This is a genomic window from Saccharopolyspora hordei (genome assembly GCF_013410345.1).
Classification (GTDB): domain Bacteria; phylum Actinomycetota; class Actinomycetes; order Mycobacteriales; family Pseudonocardiaceae; genus Saccharopolyspora; species Saccharopolyspora hordei.
Genome location: NZ_JACCFJ010000001.1, coordinates 5,568,291 through 5,586,884, shown reverse-complemented (window position 1 = coordinate 5,586,884; position 18,594 = coordinate 5,568,291). Strand labels below are relative to the sequence as shown.

Genomic DNA, 18,594 nt, shown 5'->3' with positions numbered 1-18,594 from the left:
GGGTCAGCGGAGGGCGACGAGGGTGTCGCCGCGCTGCTCGAGCACGACCCGGCCCACCGCGGCGAGCTGCACCGGACCGGTGTGGCCCGCGCGGTCCACCGGGATCACCCGCTCGCGGTGACCGCTGGCGGGGTCCAGCACGGCGATGCCCTCCGGCACCGGCACCAGCAGCTTCCCGCCGAAGGTGGTGCCCGGGCCGAGGGTGTCCGGGAGCGTCCACACCGGAGCGAGCGTGGCCGGGTCGAGGGCGACGGTGTCGGCGCCGGTGTGCCAGTAGACGCGGTCCGCGACGGTGGTCGCCTCCACCTGCACGTTGGCCCGGAAGCCCGGCTCGCCCACGCGGACCGGGTAGCGCCCCACCTCGCGGCCGCCGCTGTCGAAGACGACCAGCGTGGAGCTGTCCCGCTCGACCACCGCGACGTGCTGCCGGGTGACCGCGACGACCGACGCGGCGGCGCTGCCGAGCCCGACGCTGAAGACCTCCTCGGGCTTCTCGTCGTCCTCCGGCTTGGTCTTGACGACGGTGACCCGGCCCAGCTCCCGGGGACACCGCTCCACCATCGCGGTCCGCTCGTCGCCGACCGCGAGGGAGGAGTACGTGCAGTCCGGGCGCTTCATGCCGTTGTCCGGGTTCTTGATGGCGGGCGGGATGCCGAACTGCTGGGTGCGCACCAGGTCGGAGCGCCACGACTCGAAGGTGCGCTGCCCGGTGGCGGTCACGTAGGTGCCGTCGGAGAGCAGCTGGGTGCCCGGCTCGGAGTCGCCGTTGCGCTGGGGGCCGCGGACACCGGTCGGCCCGCGCAGCGAGGTGACCTCGCTGCAGTTCAAGGACTTGCGGTACACCGCGATCGCCCGGTCCCACTCCGCGCCGACCGTGCACAGCGGGATGTCGCGGGAGTAGCGCCAGGCGACGCGGCCGGTCTCCGGTTCGCGGCCGAGGACGTCGCTGCCCTCCCCGGTCACCACCGCGGGACCGGCCACCACCGGGACCGGGGTCGCGGGGCTCGGTGCCCGCCACGCCTCGGTCAACGTCGCGGGGACCTCACCGACCGCCGCGGGTTCCGGCAGCGGCTGCGCGGCGACCTCGGAGACGGTGGCCCGGGCGTCGCTGCGGAGCCACAGCACGGTGCCGGCGACGAGCACGGCGACCGCGATCAGCGCCGCCACGACGAGGTCGGTTCGCGTTCGCCGCTCCGGCCGGACCACCATCACTCCTCAGCAGCTGAGCTCTCCTCGGGGGAGAGCTTAGAGGCGGGCCGGTCGACCGTGGTGGCCGACGGGCCCGCTGCGCGGGACAGCCCCGACGCGCGAGTGCGTGCCGGGGCTGTCGGGGAAGTGCTGCGGGCGAGCGCGTTACGCGGCGCCGCCCTCGGCACCGCCGCTGCGGGCGGAACCACCCGCCTCGCCGGCCTGCCCGCTCGACGAGCCGGACCGACGCCTGCGGCGCCGGCGCCGGGGCCGCTCGCCGGCGTCCGCGTCACCGCTGGCCGCGGGCGCTTCCGACGTCGACGCGCCGGTCTCGACGCCACCGCGGGTGCGGCGGCGCTGCCGGGTGCGCGCGGGCCGGGTCTCGGCGTCGCTGTCCTGCCGGGCGCCCGCCTCGGCCTCGCCGTGCGCCTCCTTCTTGCCGCCGCGGGTGCGGCGCCGGTTGCGCCGCGGGCGCTTGGTCTCGCCCTGCACCTCGGGCTCGGCGTCCAGGCCCGCGCGGGTGCGCTTGGACAGCGGCAGCCGACCGGTGACGTCCGGCGGGATGTCGAGGTCGGTGAACAGGTGCGGCGAGGTGGAGTAGGTCTCCACCGGCTGCGGCTTGTCCAGCCCCAGCGCGTCGCTGATCAGCTTCCACCGGGGCTCTTCGTCCCAGTCGACCAGCGTGATCGCCACGCCCTCGCGGCCCGCCCGGCCGGTGCGGCCGATGCGGTGCACGTAGGTCTTCTCGTCGTCCGGGCACTGCAGGTTGATCACGTGCGTGACCCCGGCGACGTCGATGCCGCGGGCGGCCACGTCGGTGGCCACCAGGATGTCGACCTTGCCCGACCGGAAGGCGCGCAGCGCCTTCTCGCGGGCGCCCTGGCCGAGGTCGCCGTGCACCGCGCCGGCCGCGAAGCCGCGCTCGGTGAGCTCGTCGGCCAGCTTCTGCGCCTGCCGCTTGGTCCGGCTGAAGATCATCGTCAGCCCGCGGCCCTGGGCCTGCAGGGCCTTGGCGATGAGCTCGGTCTTGTCCATCGCGTGCGCCCGGTAGATGAGCTGCCGGGTGCGCTCGTGGATCGCGCTCTCGTCGGCGTGCTCCGCGCGGATGTGCGTCGGCCGGGTCATGAAGGTGCGGGCCAGCGTCAGGATCGGGCCCGGCATGGTGGCCGAGAACAGCATGGTCTGCCGCTGCTCGGGGACCATGCGCAGGATGCGCTCGATGTCCGGCAGGAAGCCCAGGTCGAGCATCTCGTCGGCCTCGTCGAGCACCAGCCCGCGGACCTTGCCGAGCACCAGCTTGCGCTGCTCGGCCAGGTCGAGCAGGCGGCCCGGGGTGCCGACCACCAGGTCGACGCCCTTCTCCAGCGCCGAGATCTGCTCCTCGTAGGGGCGTCCGCCGTAGACGGCGAGGGTGCGCACCCCCAGGTGCTTGCCCGCGTCGGTGAGGTCCCGGGTGACCTGCAGGCACAGCTCGCGGGTGGGGACCACGACGAGCGCCTGCGGGGTGCCGTCACCGGGCAGCTGCAACCGGTGCAGCAGCGGGACGCCGAAGCCCAGCGTCTTGCCGGTGCCGGTGCGGGCCTGACCGATCAGGTCCTCGCCGCGCATCGCCAGCGGCAGGGTCAGCTCCTGGATGGCGAAGGTGCGCTCGATGCCCGACTCGCGCAACGCCCGGACGATGTCCGGGTGGACGTCCAGTTCGGCGAACGTCGGGGCCTCCGGGTTCGCGACGGGGGCGCTCGCAGTGCCCGGCTGGTCGGTGTCGGGCGTGGCGCCCCCGTTGGGATCTTCGCGGCCGTCAACGGCCTGGCTGTTGGTGAACGTCAGGATGATCGCCTCTCTCGGTACCTGCGCGCTCGCGTCCCGGTTCGGGCCGATCCGTGGCGACGTCCTCCCGGCACCGCGGCGTGCTGCCAGCCGCTCGCTGTGCTCGTGGTCACCGACGTGATGATGCGCGCCTCTGTTCGCTCAGCGGGTGGGACCGCTGCGGTTCGTTCCTCTCGGCGTCGCGTGCGCCAAAGCCGACGAGCGATCTCACGTGGGCCGCGTTCACGCCGGCTGTGGTCCGGGGGCCGTCCCGCTCGGGCCTGCGAGCCCGGATCGTGACGTTCGGGGAGCCAGCCCCGCGGTGTTCGACCGGCCTGACCGGTGCGCCGCCCGCTGGACGCCGAAGCTCCTCCGATCCCGAGGATACCTGCTCGCCCCTCCCTCTCGCCGTGGTGCGCACAACTCGGGCGTGCCGCCCGTTAGGCTCTCAGCCATGAGTGAGGCTGACCAGAGCGCGGCGCCGGCCTGGGAAAGTGACGAGCGTTACTCCGAAGGCGTCGTGGACCTGCTCGCGGCGTTGGCCTACGGCGAGCTGACCGCCTTCGACCGCCTCGCCGAGGACGCGCGCACCGCACCGACGCTGACCGGGCGCGCGGCGCTGGCCAGCATGGCCGCAGCGGAGATGGGGCACTACAAGCTGCTCGAGGAGCACCTGGCCGAGCGCGGGGCGGACATCGGCGAGCTGATGCAGCCCTTCGTCGAGCCGTTCGAGGCGTTCAACGCCTCCACCGCGCCGCACTCGTGGCTGGAGTCGCTGGTCAAGGCCTACGTGGGGGACGGGCTCGCGGCCGACTTCTACCGCGAGGTGGCCGAGTGGCTGGACCCGACGACGCGCCGGCTGGTGCTCGCGGTCCTGGCCGACACCGGGCACTCCGCCTTCGCCGAGCGCGAGGTGCAGGCGGCCTGCGCCGCGGACCGCACGCTGCGGGACAAGCTGACGCTGTGGGGCCGCCGCCTGCTGGGCGAGGCGATCATGCAGGCCCAGCGGGTGGTCGCCGAGCGCGACGCGCTGGCCGAGCTCATCATCAAGGGCTCCGGTGACCTGACCGGCATCGGCGCGCTGTTCCGCCGGCTGCAGAACAACCACGCCAAGCGCATGGAGCGCCTCGGCCTCGGCTGACACGCCGGGACCCGCGGCGCGGCGCCTTCGCCGCCCGCAGTCGGCGCGGGCTGGGATAGCCTGGCCGCAACCCATCGGATTCGAGTGCCCAACGGAGGTTCGGCGTGGAGGTCAAGATCGGCGTCGTGGACAGCCCGCGCGAGCTGACGGTCGCCAGCGGACAGTCCCCCGAAGAGGTCGAGTCGCTGGTCGCCGACGCGCTGAAGAACGCTGAAGGCGTGCTGGCGCTGACCGACGAGAAGGGGCGGCGCATCATCATCCCGTCGACGAAGATCGCCTACGTGGAGATCGGCCCAGCGGACATGCCGCGCGTCGGCTTCGGCGTCGGCTGAGCCGTTCGCCGCAGGACCAGGACGAGCCGGAGGGCACCTCCCGTCCGCCGTGGAGCGGGTGGGAGGTGCCCTCCGCGCTCTCACGCGGTCGCGTGGTCGGTGAGGTCGGTCGGGAACGGCGGGCGCCCGGTGCCGGTGATCCGGTAGCGGCCCCACGGGTCGGGGTCGGACAGCGTGCCGCGGGCCTCGCCCCCCGGCGTGCGCAGCAGCACCGACGTCGCGCGGTGCGCGGCGAGCTCGGCGACCTCGTCGTGCGCGGCCACCCGCCCGTACCAGTGGAACCGGCCGTCGATCGGCTGGAAGTGGCCGCGCAGCACCACCTCGACCGCGATCTCGCGGTCCTCGGCGTGCAGCGTCGCCGGTCCGCGGTAGTCGTCCTCGTCATCCACGGTCGGCCTCCTCGTCCTCGCCTCCGTCGACCACGCGCAGCCCGTGGTCGTCGATCTCCAACGGCTCGTCGGGGTCGATGACCAGCCCGGCGGCGCGCAGCACGCCGTCGATGGCGTGCCAGATGACCTGCGCCAGGTAGTCGGTCAGGTCGCTGCGGCTCATCGACTGCCGTTCCAGCCACCAGTCGCCGCTGGCCTGCACCATCCCGACCAGGCCGTGGCTCCAGACCTCCACCCCGCCGGAGTCCAGGCCCAGCGCCCGCACGTACTCGCCGAGGACCCGGGACAGCGAGTTGGCGATGAGCGTCTTCTCGGTGGACACCGGGTCGGTGTCCACCGGTCGGTCGGCGAACCGGCGCTGCACGACGAACCGGTACAGCTCCGGGTACTGCTCGATCGTGCCGAGGTAGGCGTCGAGCAGGCGGCGGATCCGCTGGTTGGGGCTGCCGCCCTCGTGGAACAGCGGCCGCAGGCGCTCCATGAGCAGCTCCGCGCCCCACTCGCCGACCGCGACGTAGAGGTCGCTCTTGTCGTGGAAGTGCCGGTAGAGCACCGGCTTGCTGATCCCGGCCTCCGCGGCGATCTCGTCCATGCCGACCTCGGCGCCGTGCTTGCCGATCGCCCGCACGGTGGCCTCCACCAGCTCGGCGCGCCTGGCCTGGCGGTGCGCCCGCCAGCGGTCCCGGCGCGCGTCACCGCGTGCGCCGTCAGGCGGGACGACCTTGACAGGCCGGGAGATGCGGCTCACGCTACCCAAGGTAACTGTTACCTGAAGTAACACGCAACGGCGCGGGTAGGTGACCCATGAGCAGGACCTCGCAGGTCAAGGACCGGGAGAAGACCGCCGCCAGACTGCTCGGCTCGTCGGCCAGGAACAGCTACGACCCCGAGGTCGACCTGGACTGGGACGCGCCGCTGGAGGAGGGCAAGCCGTTCATCCCGTTCCACCGCAGCTCGCTCTACGGCACCGAGCTCTGGGACCGGCTCAGCCACGAGCAGCGCATCGAGCTCACCAAGCACGAGTTCGCCAGCATCGCCTCCAACGGCCTGTGGTTCGAGGTGCTGCTGATGCAGATGCTGCTCAAGGAGGTCTACGACTCCGACCCCCGCACCAAGCACGCGCAGTACGCGCTCACCGAGGTGGGCGACGAGTGCCGCCACTCCACGATGTTCGCCAAGGCCGTCGACCGGGTCGGCGCGCCCGCCTACGGGCCGCTGCCGCTGCTCAAGCTCGGCGGCCGGATCCTGCCGGCGACGCTGCGCGGTCCGTCCGCGTACGCCTCGATCCTGGTCGCCGAGGAGCTGCTGGACCGCTTCCAGCGGGACCAGATGAACGACGAGGGCGTCCAGCCGCTGGTGCGCATGATCAACCGGATCCACGTGCTGGAGGAGGCCCGGCACGTCACCTTCGCGCGCGAGGAGCTGGTGCGCCGGATGGCCGAGTGCGGCCCCGCGCAGCGCGCCCACCACCAGTTCTGGACCGCGCTGGTGGCGTACTGCATCTGCTTCAGCCTGGTCAACCCGCACGTGTACGCGGCGGTGGGCATCCGCCCGCGTGAGGGGATGGAAGCGGCCTGGCGGAACCCCCACTGGCACGACACCCTGCACTGGGGCGGCGAGAAGATCATGTCGTTCCTGCGGGAAGTCGGGCTGGTCGGCAGGCCGGGAATGCACTGGTGGAGGAAGGCTCACCTGATCCGATGACAACAACGATCTCGCAGACCACCGCGGAGGAGTTCACCACCAGCGACGGCGCCCGGTTGCGCGTCGTCGAGGAGGGACCGGTCGACGCGCCGGTCACCGTGGTGTTCGTGCACGGCTGGACGCTCACCAAGCACACCTGGGACCGGGTGGCCGCCGGGCTGCCGAAGGCGGCCGGGACCGAGGTGCGGACGCTGCGCTACGACCTGCGCGGCCACGGCGACAGCGACCCGGCGGGACCGGGCGCGGCGACCATCGAGCGCTGCGCCGACGACCTCGCCGAGCTGCTCGCCGCGCTGGTCCCGAGCGGGCCGGTGGTGCTGGCCGGGCACTCGATGGGCGGCATGACGATCATGGCGCTGGCCGAGCGGCACCCGGAGCTCGTCGCGCAGCGCGTCGCCGGGGTGGCCCTGGTGGCGTCCTCGGGCGGCGACCTCGCGGAGCCGGGCTACCGGCTGCCCGCGGCGCTGGCGTCGCTGGTCAACAAGGGGGAGCGCGCGGTGCGCAAGCGGCTCGCGGCGGCGCGCGGCAGGCGGCTGAGCTCCCGGCCGTCCCTGCTGCGGCCGGGCCTGCGCTGGCTGCTGTTCGGCACCGGGGCGGACCCCGCCGACGTGGCGGCCACCGCGGAGTGGGTCGCGGCCTGCCACCCGGCGAACATGGCCGGCTACCGCGAATCCCTGGCCGTGCACGACCGGATCGCCGCGCTGGCCGCGCTGCGGTCGGTGCCGACCGTCGTGCTCTCCGGGACGGCCGACCGGCTCACCCCGCACGCCCACGCGCGGCGCATCGCCGACGCGCTGCCGGACGCCGAGCTGCTGGTCTACGCGGGAGCGGGGCACATGCTGCCGCTGGAGCGGACCGCCGAGGTCACCGGCCGCATCGCCGGCCTCATCGAGCGGGCCGCCCGCTGACCCGTCGGTCGTGAGCGCGCACCTCGCTGCGCGCTCACGACCCCGTCAGGGGTTCTGCAGCGGGAAGCCCGCGAGCCCCTTCCACGCCAGGGTGGACATCAGGCCGACCGCCTCGTCGCGGGAGATCGTCCCGCGCTCCTCCAGCCAGTAGCGCGCGGTCACCTGGCTGAGCCCGACCAGGCCCACCGCCAGCAGGCGGGCGCGCTCGGCGTCCAGCCCCGCGTCCGCCGTCACCGCCTCGGTGATCGCGTCCCGGCAGCCGTTCAGCGCGTTCTCCACGGCCCGCTCCACCGCCGGCTCGCCGCGCAGGTCGGACTCGAACACCAGCCGGAACGCCTGGCCCTCGCCCGCGACGAACTCGTAGAGCGCGCCGATCGCCGCCCGCACCCGGAGCTTGTTGTCGGTCGTGGACTCGATGGCCTCGCGCACGCGGCGCACCAGCTCGTTGCCGTGCGTTTCCAGCAGCGCCAGGTAGAGCTCCAGCTTGCCCGGGAAGTGCTGGTAGAGGACGGGCTTGCTGACCCCCGCGCGCTCTGCGATGTCGTCCATGGCCGCCGCGTGGTAGCCGTTGTGCACGAACACGTGCTGGGCGGCGTCGAGCAGCTGCGCCCGACGCTCGTCGCGGGGCAACCGGACACCTCGGCTCGGCTGCGCGGTCTCGGTCATCCTCGCCTCCACCCGATCACAGTTGAACACCCGGTGGCCTCGCGGACACACCGGTGGGCACCGACTCTACTCGCCGGTAGTGGTGGGCCGCGAAATCCGGTGGTCGGCGGGGTGGTCATCCTGGAGCTGTGACCACGACGACGTCTGCCGCCGCCCGGCTGGGCCGACGGGAGCTGACTCGGGTGCCGCTGGCGGTCGACGGCCTTGCGCCGCTCGACCTCACCGCGAAGCCGTCACCTGGTCGGCACGTCGACCTCGCCACCAGCTGGGGGCCGGTGCGGCTGCACGTGCGGGAGACGCCCGGCCCGTCGGCGACCGCGGAGACCGCGGTGCACCTGCACGGGCTGGCCGGGTCCGCGACGAACTGGACCGACCTCGCCGCGGTGCTGGCCGGCCGGCTGCGCAGCATCGCGGTGGACCTGCCCGGTTTCGGCCGCACCGAACCGCCGCGGGCGTTCCCCTTCACCCGCCAGGCCAACGCGGACGTGGTGATCGAGCTCCTGGCGCAGCTGCCGGGGCCGGTGCACCTGACCGGCAACTCCTTCGGCGCGGCGGTGGCGGTCGAGGTCGCCGCGCGGCGCCCCGACCTGGTGAGCACGCTGACGCTGGTCTCCCCGGCCGTGCCCGACCTGCGGCTGGACCCGCGGCGGATGTCCGACCCGCGGATCGCGCTGGCCATGGTGCCGGTGCTGGGCGCCCGGACGCGCCGCCGGCTGGCCACCACGACCCCGGCCGAGCGGGCCGCGCAGCTCATCCGGCTGTGCTTCGCCGACCCGTCCGTGGTGCCGCCGCACCGCTTCGCCGAGGCGGTCGAGGAGTTCGCCGAGCGCGACGGCCTGCCGTGGGCGGGCCACGCGCTGGGGCGCACCACCGTGGAGTTGGTGCGGTCCTGGCTGGTGCCGCCCACGAAGTCGCTGTGGCGACTGCTGTCGCAGGTCAGCGCCCCGGCGCTGGTGGTGTGGGGCGCGGCGGACCGGGTGGTGTCGGTGCGCCGGGCGCCGCGCACCGCGCGGCTGCTCCCGCGCGGCAGGCTCCTCGTGCTGCCGCGGACCGGGCACGTCGCGCAGGTGGAGCGGCCCACGGTGGTGGCGCGGGCGGTCCTCGGCCTGGTGGAGTCCGAGGACTGGTGACGCCCCGGTCACGTCCGGTCCGCCAGCCACCTCGACGTGGTCGCCACGAGGAGTGGCTGGTGTGACACAGGGTGCGGAACGGGTTGTGGCACGCTATGGTGCGTGACCCGCCCGCCGCAACGATCTCGTGACACCTCAGGCGACCGCCGCCCGGCCGGTCGTGGCACTCCTCGAGCACAGGCGGGCGAGCCGCTCGCGGCGTCCTGGGACCCCGAGCCCGACGAGGACCTCGACGAGGCGGCGCCCCGGCGCGAGGGCGTGCTGTCCCGGTACGGCTGGCGGGTCTACGCGGTCCCGCTGCTGGTGGTGATCAGCGCGCTCGCCGTGTTCCAGACCGTCCGGCCCGGCGACGGCGACGCCAGCACCGAGACCGAGAGCCAGGCCGCGATCGGGGCGGACGCCCCGGACGAGCCGGTCGTCACCGAAGCGGCACCGGGGCAGAAGTTCAGCTCGGACATGTTCTCCGCCGACCTGCCCCCCGGCGGCCCGATCCCGGAGACCGGCGCGCGCACGTTCCGGGTGCTGCCCGGCACGTCCGAGAGGGTCGGCGACGGGCGGCTGTACCGCTACACCGTCGAGATCGAGGTCGGGGTGGAGCTGGGCGACCCCGAGGCCGAGTTCGGCAGCGTGGTGCAGGCGACGCTGTCCGACCCGCGCAGCTGGACCAACCCGCAGGGCGGCACCAGCTCCGGGCCGATCTCGCTGCAGCGGGTGGACGCCGACGGCCCGAGCCCGGACTTCCGGGTGATCCTGGTCAGCCAGCAGACCGCGCGCGAGGCGTGCGACTACAGCAACGGCGTGCCCTACGACAGCTCGTGCCGCAAGGGCGAGATCGTCTACCTCAGCGCGGCCCGCTGGGTGCGCGGTGCGGTGGCGTACCAGGGCGACCTCGGCAGCTACCGCCGGTACGCGGTCAACCACGAGGTCGGCCACGTCTTCGGCAACAAGCACGTGGGCTGCCCCACGCAGGGCGGGCTGGCGCCGGTGATGATGCAGCAGACCTTCAGCGTCTCGAACAACGAGCTGCACGAGCTCAACAAGATCGCTGACCAGGGCACGAAGATCCCCGCGGACGGTTTCGTCTGCAAGCCGAACCCCTGGCCGTTCCCCCTCGGGTGACGCCCGCGCGGGCGTCCCGGAGTGTGGGAGCGGTTTGGGGTTGCGGAAGACCATCGGGGAGTCTTGCGTTGCAGATTCCGTGAGGCCCGCGTTCGGGCGCTCCGGGGACGCTCGAGGTGCCGTCGACGTGCTCGCACGTGGGTGGCGCCCACCATGGAGGAGGAGCTGGGAATGTCCGGCGCAACGTCGCTGCCGCCGCTGGTCGAACCGGCGGCTGAGCTGACCAAGGAAGAGGTCGCGCGCTACAGCCGCCACCTGATCATCCCGGACGTCGGGATGGACGGGCAGAAGCGGCTGAAGAACGCCAAGGTGCTGGTGGTCGGCGCCGGCGGCTTGGGCAGCCCGGCGCTGCTGTACCTGGCAGCGGCCGGCGTGGGCACCCTGGGCATCGTGGAGTTCGACGAGGTCGACGAGTCCAACCTGCACCGCCAGGTCATCCACGGGCAGTCCGACCTCGGGCGGCCGAAGGCCGAGTCGGCGCGCGACTCGATCGCCGAGGTCAACCCGTTCGTCAAGGTGAACCTGCACCAGACGCACCTGACGTCGGAGAACGCGCTCGACATCTTCCGCGACTACGACCTGATCCTGGACGGCACGGACAACTTCGCCACCCGGTACCTGGTCAACGACGCGGCCGTGCTGCTCGGCAAGCCGTACGTCTGGGGCTCGATCTTCCGCTTCGAGGGCCAGGCCAGCGTGTTCTGGGACCAGTACGGCCCGAACTACCGCGACCTCTACCCCGAGCCGCCGCCGCCCGGCATGGTGCCCTCGTGCGCCGAGGGCGGTGTCCTCGGCGTGCTGTGCGCCTCCATCGGCTCGATCATGGTCAACGAGGCGATCAAGCTGATCACCGGCATCGGCGAGACGCTGCTCGGCCGGCTGATGATCTACGACGCGCTCGAGATGAGCTACCGCACCGTCAAGATCCGCAAGGACCCGGACGCGAAGCCGATCACCGAGCTGATCGACTACGAGGCGTTCTGCGGTGTGGTCTCCGCCGACGCGCAGCAGGCCGCGGCGGGCAGCACCATCACCCCGACCGAGCTCAAGGAGATGTTCGACCGGGGCGAGAAGTTCGAGCTGATCGACGTCCGGGAGCCGCACGAGTACGAGATCGTCAAGATCGAGGGCTCGAAGCTGATCCCGAAGGACCGCATCCTCTCCGGCGAGGCGCTGGCGGAGCTGCCGCAGGACCGCAAGATCGTCCTGCACTGCAAGTCCGGTGGCCGTTCGGCGGAGGCGCTGGCCGCCCTGCACAAGGCCGGCTTCTCGGACGCGGTGCACGTCGGTGGCGGTGTCCTCGGCTGGGCCAAGGAGGTCGACCCGAGCCTCCCGACGTACTGAGCGCGTCCGTCCCAGGGGGGACGGTGGCGCGCGTCACGACGCGGCAGCGGGCCGGCGGGTGCGGTGGCACCCGCCGGCCCGCCGCCGTTCGGCGTGAAGTGCGCGGGCTTCGGAGTGCCTGCTGTGGATTCGGCGATCATCGCGGTAGCGTCAGGCGCGTGAGTCTTACGCCGGAGCCGCCACCGCCGCACGTGCGCGCGGCATTCGGTGCGCGCGTCGAGGACCCGGAACCGCTCGAGGGCGCGGTCGCCTGGCGGTGCGGGGACATCGTGCTCAAGCCCGCCGCCAACACCGCCGAGGCCGCGTGGGTCGCGCAGACCCTCGACCTGCTGGAGCCGGACGAGGTGCGGGTGTCCCGCCCGGTCCGCTCCACCGACGGCCGCTGGGTGGTGTCCGGGTGGTCGGCCAGCCGGAACATCGCCGGTCGCGCCGAACCTCGGCACGACGACGTGGTGGCGATGTCGCTGCGCCTGCACTCGGCGAGCCGGTTCCTCGCCCGGCCGCGGTTCCTCCAGACCCGCCAGGACATCTACGCGCTCGCCGACCGGATGGCCTGGGGCGAGGAGGAGTACGCGCTGCCGGAGGAGAAGGGCGGGCGGCTCTACGACGTGCTCGCCGGCTCGCGGCGCGAGGTCCAGTTGGGACCGCAGGTGGTGCACGGCGACCTGTTCGGCAACGTGTTGTTCGCCGACGACGCCCCGCCCGGCATCATCGACTTCAACCCGTACTGGCGGCCCGCGGAGTGGGCGGCCGCGGTCGTGGTGATCGACGCGCTGGCGTGGGGCGGCGCGGACGCGGCGATCGTGGAACGCTGGTCGCACCTGGCCGACTGGCCGCAGGCGCTGCTGCGGGCGCTGCTGTTCCGGCTGGCGGTGCACGCCCTGCACCCGCGCGCGACGGCGCAGACCCTGACCGGTCTGGAACGCGCTTCCCAGATGGTCCTCGAAGTGCTCTAGGCCGCGGTCCGCTTCACCACCGCCGCCACCGGGTGTGAGGATGGGGCCGTGGAGGAGGACCAGCCGCTGCGCGGCTTCACGGTGGGCGTGACGGCCGAGCGCAAGGCCGAGGAGATCGGGGCGCTGCTCGCCCGGCGGGGTGCTCGCGTGGTGTTCGGGGCGGCGATGCACACGGTGCCGCTGCCGGAGGACGGCGAGCTCGCCGCGGCGACCCAGGAGGTGCTGGCCGCGCCGGTCGACCACGTCGTGGCGATCACCGGGGTCGGGTTCCGCGGCTGGTTCGAGGCCGCCGACCAGACCGGTGTCGGCGAGCGGCTGCGGGAGCACCTGCGGTCCGCCGAGGTGGTGGCGCGCGGCGCGAAGGCGCGCGGCGCGGTGCGCGGTGCCGGTCTGGTGGAGTCCTTCACCTCGCCGTCGGAGGAGTCCGCCGAGGTGCTGGCGCACCTGCTGGAGCAGGACCTGGCGGGCAAGCGCGTGGTGCTCCAGGTGCACGGCGACCCGATGCTCGCCTTCCGCGGGGCGTTGCGCGACGCGGGGGCGGAGGTGGTCCCGGTGACCGTCTACCGCTGGACGGACCCGGTGGACCTGGGCCCGCTGGACGAGCTGCTCGACGCGACGCTGCGCGGGGAGGTGGACGCGCTGACGTTCACCAGCGCGCCCGCGGCCACGAACTTCCTCGCCCGGGCGGACCGCACCGGGCGCGGCGAGCGGCTGCGGGAGGTGCTGCGCGACGACGTCCTCGTCGCCTGCGTCGGGCCGGTCACCGCGGCCCCGCTCGCGGCGGCGGGACTGCCGCACGTCACGCCGGAGCGCTCGCGCACCGCGAACCTGGTGCGCCTGGTGGCCGACGAGCTCCCGGCGTTCGCGGCGCGCTGACCGTCCGCAGTGGACGTCAGGAACCCCAGCGGTGGCGTGCTCGCCGTCGACGCGGGCGCCGTCGGCGAGCACGCCCTCGGCGCGCAGCAGCTCCAGCTGGCGGTGCCGGAGGTGGTCGGCGACCGTGCCGTCGGCGCGCAGGACCCGGTGCCACGGCAGGTCGGCGCCGTCCTCGGCGAGGACGCGCCCCACGAGCCGCGCCGAGCGCAGCCCGGCGAGCTCGGCCACGTCGCCGTAGGAGAGCACCGACCCGGGCGGGATCGACGCCACGACCGCCCGCACCTGCTCCACCGTCTCCTCGTCCACGGCACCGACGCTACCGCCGGTCAGCCGCGGCGGACGACCCGCCCGGGCAGCGGGGCGGGCCGTCCGCGGTGCGTGCTCAGCCCTGGAAGCCGGCGACGATCGAGGTGAACTCCCACGGCTGCTGGTCGATGCCGCTGCAGGAGTCCGCGCCGCCACCGTCGCACGGGCGGTCCCGGTTCACCGACCAGAAGGTGAACCGGCCGAGGCCCTTCTCCTTGGCGTAGTCGGCCATCTCCTGGAAGTCGGCCGGGGTGACGACCTCACCGCTGTCGGTGTTGCCGTTCATCGAGGAGATGCCGGCGTGCGCGTACGCCTCCGCGTCGCTGTAGCCGAAGGCGCTCTTGAGCTGCTCCTTGAGCCCCTCGGTGGCGCTGATGGTGTCGGCCGCCATGTCCGTGCCGCCGAAGTTGAACGGCATCTGCGTCCACACGTCGATGTCCGCGCCGATCTCCGCGGCCTTGGTGATCAGCCGCTGGCCGTGCTCGTTCGGCCCGGCGGTCGTGGTGCCCATGGTGATCACGGTCTGCAGGCCGGGGTTGGCCTCCTTGACCGCCTTGAGCGCCTCGAGGACCCGGTCCTGCACCTCGGGGGTCTCGAACTCCGACGCCTCGATGTCGATGTCGATGGCCTTGAGCCCGTAGGCGTCGATGACCTTCTGGTACGCCCCGGCCAGCGACTGCGCGTCCTGGCAGACCTCGCCGAGCTTGTTGCCGGACCAGCCGCCGATGGACGGGATGACGTCGCCGCCGCCGGCGCGGACCTCGTCGATCGTGGCCTTGTCCGGGCCGTCCAGCGGCCGGGTGCCGTCCCAGGCCGGGTTGCAGGTGCCGTCGGAGAGGATGAACGCCAGCGTGAAGTCCTTGATGCCGGTGGCGCTCATCACCTCGCTGACCGCCGGCGGGTTGCCCCAGCCGTTGTAGAGGTAGGGCGCGGCCGCGGACGGAGAGGCGGCGGCGGGGGCGTCGGGCGCCTCGGCGCTCAGCGCGGGGACAGCGCCGAGGGCGAGCGCGGCCGTCGCCGCGGCACAGGCAAGCAGGCTCTTCCGGACCTTGCTCACGGTTTCCTCCTTCGGGGCGTTCGGGGCCTGCTTTCGCAGGTCACGGGCGGGGGAGCCCGTGGTGATCCGGAACACTGCCAGAGGCGCAAAAAGGTCTGTACCACCAAAAGTCGGACTTGATTTCACAGTGAGGTGCGCTGAGCGAGCGGGAAAACCGCAGGCGCCGAACGGCGTTCGGGAGGCGCGCCGCCTGCGGGCGAGATCACGGGGCCGTCCGCGAGCCCATCGCGATCTCGTCGTCGCCGCGTGGTTCCATCGGTGCGTGGCTTCCCCGACCGCGCCCGTCCTCGTGCGCCGCGCCGACCGCGCGCGGCGGCGCACCACCTGGGACGCGGCCGGCCGGCGGGTGCTGGAGCACTCCTTCGGCTTCCTCCGCGTGCTCGGCGGCCCCGGGACCGGCAAGAGCACGCTCATCGCCGAGCTGGCCGCGGACCGGATCCGCCACCGCGGGGTCTCGCCGGAGAACGTCCTGGTGCTCACCGCGAGCCGGCGCGCCGCGGCGTGGATGCGCACCGAGATCACCCGGCTGCTCACCGGCACCTCCTCCGAGCTGCGCACCGCGCCCGAACCCCTGGTGCGGACCGTGCACTCCTACGCCTTCGCGGTGCTGCGGCTGCAGGCCGTGCGCGACGAGCTGCCGCCGCCCCAGCTGCTCAACGGCCCGGACCAGGACGCGCTGGTGCGCGAGCTGCTGGCCGGTGACGTGGAGGAAGGGGCCCGTGACTGGCCGGAGCCGCTGCGCCCGGCGCTGTCCGTCCCCGGCTTCGCCGAGGAGCTGCGCGACCTCCTGCTGCGCGCCGCCGAGCGCGGCGTGGGCCCGGAGCGGCTGGTGGCGCTCGGCCGCCAGCACGACCGGCCCGAGTGGGTCGCCGCAGGCACGTTCGCCCGGCAGTACGAGCAGGTCACCCTGCTGCGCGGCGCCGGAGGCGCGCAGGCGCCCGCGCTGGACGCCGCCGAGCTGGTCGGCTCGGCGCTGCTGGCCTTCGACACCGATCCCGGGCTGCTCGCCGCCGAGCAGGACCGGGTGCGCTACGTGTTCGTCGACGACGCGCAGCACCTGGACCCGCAGCAGTACTGGCTGATCAGGCGGCTCGGTGACACCGCCACCGAGTTCGTGCTCGTCGGCGACCCGGACCAGGCCGTGTACTCCTTCCGCGGCGCCGACCCGCGCTGCCTGGTGGACTCCGACCCGGACGGCGACAGCACCGAGGTGCTCACCATCGACCACCGCATGTCCAAGGCGGTCCGCGAAGCGGTGCAGCGGTTGGCCGAGCGGCTGCCGGGCTCGGGCCCGCAGCGCAGGCTGGTCGAGCCCGAGGACAGTCCCGACGGGGCGGTGCAGGTGCGGCTGTTCGCCACCGAAGCGCAGGAGGCGCACTGGGTCGCCGACCAGCTGCGCCGGGCGCACCTGCTCGACGAGGTCCCGTGGTCGGAGATGGCGGTCGTGGTGCGCTCCACCGGTCTGTCGCTGCCGGTGCTGCGCCGCGCGCTGCTCGCCGCGGGCGTGCCGATCGCGCTGCCGGTCGACGACGTCCCGCTGGCGCAGCGCACCGCGGTCCGTCCACTGTTGACACTCCTGCGGTGCGCCGCGCGGCCGCACGAGCTCGACCCGGAGGCCGCCGCCGAACTGCTCGCCTCGCCGCTCGGCGGCGCCGACCCGCTGGCGCTGCGCCGGCTGCGCCGCGGGCTCCGCCGCCTCGAACTCGCCGCGGGCGGCGACCGCGGCAGCGGGGAACTGCTGGTGGAGGTGCTGCAGGACGACGACCGCCTCGCAGCGCTGGAGGACTCCGCCGCCGAACCCGCCCGCCGGGTCGCGGCGTTGCTGCGCACGGCCACCGAGTCGGTGCGGGCCGGGCACAGCGTCGAGGAGACCCTGTGGCGGGTCTGGAAGGCCAGCGGTCTGGAGAAGCGCTGGCTGGCGCAGACCGAGCGGGGCGGCGCCGTCGGCGCGCAGGCCGACCGGGACCTGGACGCCGTGGTCTCGCTGTTCGACGCGGCCGCCCAGTTCGTCGACCGGCTGCCCGGCGCGGACGCCGCCGGCTTCGCCGACTACCTGACCAGCCAGCAGATCGCGGGCAGCTCGCTGGCCCCGACCGCGCCCCGCGACAACGCCGTCCAGGTGCTCACCGCGCACGCCGCGAGCGGCCAGGAGTGGGAGGTCGTGGCGATCCCCGGCGTCCAGGAGGGCGTCTGGCCCGACCTGCGGCTGCGCGGCTCGCTGCTCGGCGTGGAGCGGCTGGTGGACGTGCTGTCCGGGATGGACGCCGAGCGGGTGTCGGCCACCGCCCCGCTGCTGGCCGAAGAACGCCGGCTGCTGCGCGTCGCGGCCAGCCGGGCGCGGCGGAACCTGCTGGTCAGCGCGGTGCGCGGGGAGGACGCCCAGCCCTCGCGGTTCCTCGACGAGCTGGAGGGCGTGGACAGCGACCCCGACGTGGTGGAGCGGCCGATCGCCCGCCCGGAGCGCGGTCTGGCGCTGGCCGACCTGGTCGGCGAGCTGCGCCGGGTGGTGTGCGACGCCGAAGCCGAGCCGCGACGGCGCCGGCGCGCGGCGAAGCAGCTGGCGCGGCTGGCGGCGGCGGGCGTCCCGGGCGCCAGCCCGGACACCTGGTACGGGCTGCCGGAGCCCTCCACGGAGCGGCCGCTGGTGACCGGTGACGAGCCGGTGCGCGTTTCACCCTCCACTGTGGACGTACTGGCGAAGTGCCCGCTGCGCTGGCTGGTGGAGCGGCACGGCGGTCAGGACACCGCCGAGCTCGCCTCGATCACCGGGACCCTGGTGCACGCGCTCGTGCAGGCGGCCGCGGACGGCGCGGACGCGGCGCAGCTGCGCAAGGCCCTCGACGACGCCTGGGAGTCGGTGGACGCCGGTGCCCCCTGGTTCTCCCGCAAGGAGCGCCAGCGCGTGGAGGGGATGCTCGACGCGTTCGTGACCTGGCTGGCGCAGTCGCGGTCCGAGCTCACCCAGGTCGGTGTGGAGCAGGACCTCGACGTCACGGTGCCCGCCCGAGAGGGCGGCCCGTGGCTGCGGCTGCGCGGGCGGGTCGACCGGCTGGAGGTCGACGGCGAGGGCCGACCCGTCGTGGTCGACGTCAAGACGGGCAAGAACCCGGTCAGCAAGGGCGACGCCGAGGAGCACCCGCAGCTGGCGGTCTACCAGCTCGCCGCCGCCCTCGGTGCGTTCGGCGAGCACGACGGCCCGGGCGGGGCCCGGCTGCTGTACGTGGCGAAGGCCGACCGCACGGGGGCGGCCACCGAGCGCGCCCAGCAGGCGCTGGACGACGAGCGGATCGCGGTGTGGCTGGACGTGGTGCACAAGGCCGCCGCCGACAGCCTCGGCCCGGTCTACGTGGCCGCGGAGAACTCCGACTGCCCTCGCTGCCCGGCCCGCACCTGCTGCCCGGTCCACCCGGCCGGAAGGCAGGTCCCCCGGTGACCGAGCCCGAGCCGACCGGTGCCGTGGCCCCCGCGACGTCCACGGGAGTCGCGCTCCGTGGTCCCCGGCCGCCCGCGCGCCGAGGACCCGTGGGCCGGGCCTCGTCGCGCTGTGTCCCGGTGCGCGGTGTCCCGGTGAGCTGGGGGGCGGCGCGTCGGGGGGCCGCGAGTCCCACCGACGTCGGGGCTGGGACCCCCATCGGAGTTGCGCCGGGAGCACGGCGACGCCGGAGAGGGGAG

16 protein-coding genes and 1 pseudogene are annotated in these 18,594 nt (G+C 74.0%); 10 read left to right on the top strand and 7 right to left on the bottom strand.

Features of this window, described 5'->3' with window-relative positions; all coding sequences use genetic code 11:
* Nucleotides 1-3: 3 nt before the first annotated feature.
* Nucleotides 4-1,209 (bottom strand): Rv3212 family protein, encoded by a 1,206-nt coding sequence (locus HNR68_RS25505; RefSeq protein WP_218888427.1) that lies wholly within the window; start codon nucleotides 1,207-1,209, stop codon nucleotides 4-6.
* A 144-nt stretch (nucleotides 1,210-1,353) separates the two neighbouring features.
* Entirely contained in the window at nucleotides 1,354-3,015 is a 1,662-nt protein-coding gene (locus HNR68_RS25500; protein ID WP_218889771.1) for a DEAD/DEAH box helicase, read from the bottom strand.
* Between the two features lie 433 nt (nucleotides 3,016-3,448).
* On the opposite strand from HNR68_RS25500, the gene HNR68_RS25495 reads away from it, so the two are divergent.
* Together HNR68_RS25495 and HNR68_RS25490 are read left to right on the top strand one after the other, a co-directional pair.
* The gene (locus tag HNR68_RS25495) at nucleotides 3,449-4,135 is read left to right on the top strand and encodes a ferritin-like fold-containing protein (RefSeq protein WP_179724247.1); all 687 of its coding nucleotides are present in this window, start codon (nucleotides 3,449-3,451) and stop codon (nucleotides 4,133-4,135) included.
* Nucleotides 4,136-4,239: 104 nt separating this feature from the next.
* Nucleotides 4,240-4,467, top strand: a complete 228-nt coding sequence (locus tag HNR68_RS25490; RefSeq protein ID WP_179724246.1) for a DUF3107 family protein — start codon at nucleotides 4,240-4,242, stop codon at nucleotides 4,465-4,467.
* An 80-nt stretch (nucleotides 4,468-4,547) separates the two neighbouring features.
* Here the strand turns inward: HNR68_RS25490 and HNR68_RS25485 are convergent, their stop codons facing one another.
* Nucleotides 4,548-4,856, bottom strand: coding sequence for a DUF4873 domain-containing protein (locus HNR68_RS25485; RefSeq protein WP_179724245.1), 309 nt, complete (start codon nucleotides 4,854-4,856; stop codon nucleotides 4,548-4,550).
* Nucleotides 4,849-5,604, bottom strand: coding sequence for a TetR family transcriptional regulator (locus HNR68_RS25480; protein WP_179724244.1), 756 nt, complete (start codon nucleotides 5,602-5,604; stop codon nucleotides 4,849-4,851). The genes HNR68_RS25485 and HNR68_RS25480 overlap by 8 nt, the downstream gene beginning before the upstream one ends.
* A 56-nt stretch (nucleotides 5,605-5,660) precedes the next feature.
* Here HNR68_RS25480 and HNR68_RS25475 point away from each other — a divergent pair, with 56 nt between their 5' ends.
* On the top strand, nucleotides 5,661-6,560 hold the full coding sequence (locus HNR68_RS25475) for an AurF N-oxygenase family protein (RefSeq protein WP_179724243.1): 900 nt from the start codon (nucleotides 5,661-5,663) through the stop codon (nucleotides 6,558-6,560).
* Nucleotides 6,557-7,468 (top strand): alpha/beta fold hydrolase, encoded by a 912-nt coding sequence (locus HNR68_RS25470; protein WP_179724242.1) that lies wholly within the window; start codon nucleotides 6,557-6,559, stop codon nucleotides 7,466-7,468. Before HNR68_RS25475 ends, HNR68_RS25470 begins: the two co-directional genes overlap by 4 nt.
* Nucleotides 7,469-7,513: 45 nt before the next feature.
* On the opposite strand, the gene HNR68_RS25465 is transcribed toward HNR68_RS25470, so the two are convergent.
* Nucleotides 7,514-8,134: a TetR/AcrR family transcriptional regulator gene (locus tag HNR68_RS25465; RefSeq protein ID WP_179724241.1), complete on the bottom strand. Its 621-nt coding sequence runs from the start codon at nucleotides 8,132-8,134 to the stop codon at nucleotides 7,514-7,516.
* 128 nt (nucleotides 8,135-8,262) lie between these two features.
* Here HNR68_RS25465 and HNR68_RS25460 point away from each other — a divergent pair, with 128 nt between their 5' ends.
* The 5 genes from HNR68_RS25460 (at nucleotide 8,263) to HNR68_RS25440 (ending at nucleotide 13,559) form a co-directional block, all read left to right on the top strand.
* Nucleotides 8,263-9,264 carry an alpha/beta fold hydrolase gene (locus tag HNR68_RS25460; protein WP_343050404.1) on the top strand — a complete coding sequence of 334 codons (1,002 nt, stop codon included), beginning with the start codon at nucleotides 8,263-8,265 and terminating at the stop codon, nucleotides 9,262-9,264.
* Nucleotides 9,265-9,366: 102 nt separating this feature from the next.
* Nucleotides 9,367-10,383 carry a DUF3152 domain-containing protein gene (locus HNR68_RS25455; RefSeq protein ID WP_179724240.1) on the top strand — a complete coding sequence of 339 codons (1,017 nt, stop codon included), beginning with the start codon at nucleotides 9,367-9,369 and terminating at the stop codon, nucleotides 10,381-10,383.
* A 171-nt stretch (nucleotides 10,384-10,554) separates the two neighbouring features.
* Complete coding sequence (gene moeZ / locus HNR68_RS25450; RefSeq protein WP_179724239.1) at nucleotides 10,555-11,727, top strand: adenylyltransferase/sulfurtransferase MoeZ; 1,173 nt, start codon at nucleotides 10,555-10,557, stop codon at nucleotides 11,725-11,727.
* Nucleotides 11,728-11,885: 158 nt separating this feature from the next.
* A complete protein-coding gene (locus HNR68_RS25445) occupies nucleotides 11,886-12,683 on the top strand; it encodes a TIGR02569 family protein (RefSeq protein ID WP_179724238.1) in 798 nt (265 codons plus the stop codon).
* A gap of 48 nt (nucleotides 12,684-12,731) precedes the next feature.
* Nucleotides 12,732-13,559: a uroporphyrinogen-III synthase gene (locus HNR68_RS25440; protein WP_179724237.1), complete on the top strand. Its 828-nt coding sequence runs from the start codon at nucleotides 12,732-12,734 to the stop codon at nucleotides 13,557-13,559.
* A gap of 16 nt (nucleotides 13,560-13,575) precedes the next feature.
* Here HNR68_RS25440 and HNR68_RS25435 read toward each other — a convergent pair.
* Nucleotides 13,576-13,865: pseudogene (locus tag HNR68_RS25435) on the bottom strand (MGMT family protein).
* Between the two features lie 76 nt (nucleotides 13,866-13,941).
* Nucleotides 13,942-14,922, bottom strand: coding sequence for a glycoside hydrolase family 18 protein (locus HNR68_RS25430; protein WP_179724236.1), 981 nt, complete (start codon nucleotides 14,920-14,922; stop codon nucleotides 13,942-13,944).
* A gap of 262 nt (nucleotides 14,923-15,184) precedes the next feature.
* Between HNR68_RS25430 and HNR68_RS25425 the strand changes: the two genes are divergently transcribed.
* Nucleotides 15,185-18,355, top strand: coding sequence for a PD-(D/E)XK nuclease family protein (locus HNR68_RS25425; protein WP_179724235.1), 3,171 nt, complete (start codon nucleotides 15,185-15,187; stop codon nucleotides 18,353-18,355).
* Nucleotides 18,356-18,594: the final 239 nt, after the last annotated feature.

What these genes read in the sequence shown, in the direction of transcription:
- HNR68_RS25505 (WP_218888427.1), bottom strand. Translation starts at nt 1,209, where the DNA reads ATGGTGGTCCGGCCGGAGCGGCGAACGCGAACCGACCTCGTCGTGGCG.
- HNR68_RS25495 (WP_179724247.1), top strand. Translation starts at nt 3,449, where the DNA reads ATGAGTGAGGCTGACCAGAGCGCGGCGCCGGCCTGGGAAAGTGACGAG.
- HNR68_RS25475 (WP_179724243.1), top strand. Translation starts at nt 5,661, where the DNA reads ATGAGCAGGACCTCGCAGGTCAAGGACCGGGAGAAGACCGCCGCCAGA.
- HNR68_RS25470 (WP_179724242.1), top strand. Translation starts at nt 6,557, where the DNA reads ATGACAACAACGATCTCGCAGACCACCGCGGAGGAGTTCACCACCAGC.
- HNR68_RS25465 (WP_179724241.1), bottom strand. Translation starts at nt 8,134, where the DNA reads ATGACCGAGACCGCGCAGCCGAGCCGAGGTGTCCGGTTGCCCCGCGAC.
- moeZ (WP_179724239.1), top strand. Translation starts at nt 10,555, where the DNA reads ATGTCCGGCGCAACGTCGCTGCCGCCGCTGGTCGAACCGGCGGCTGAG.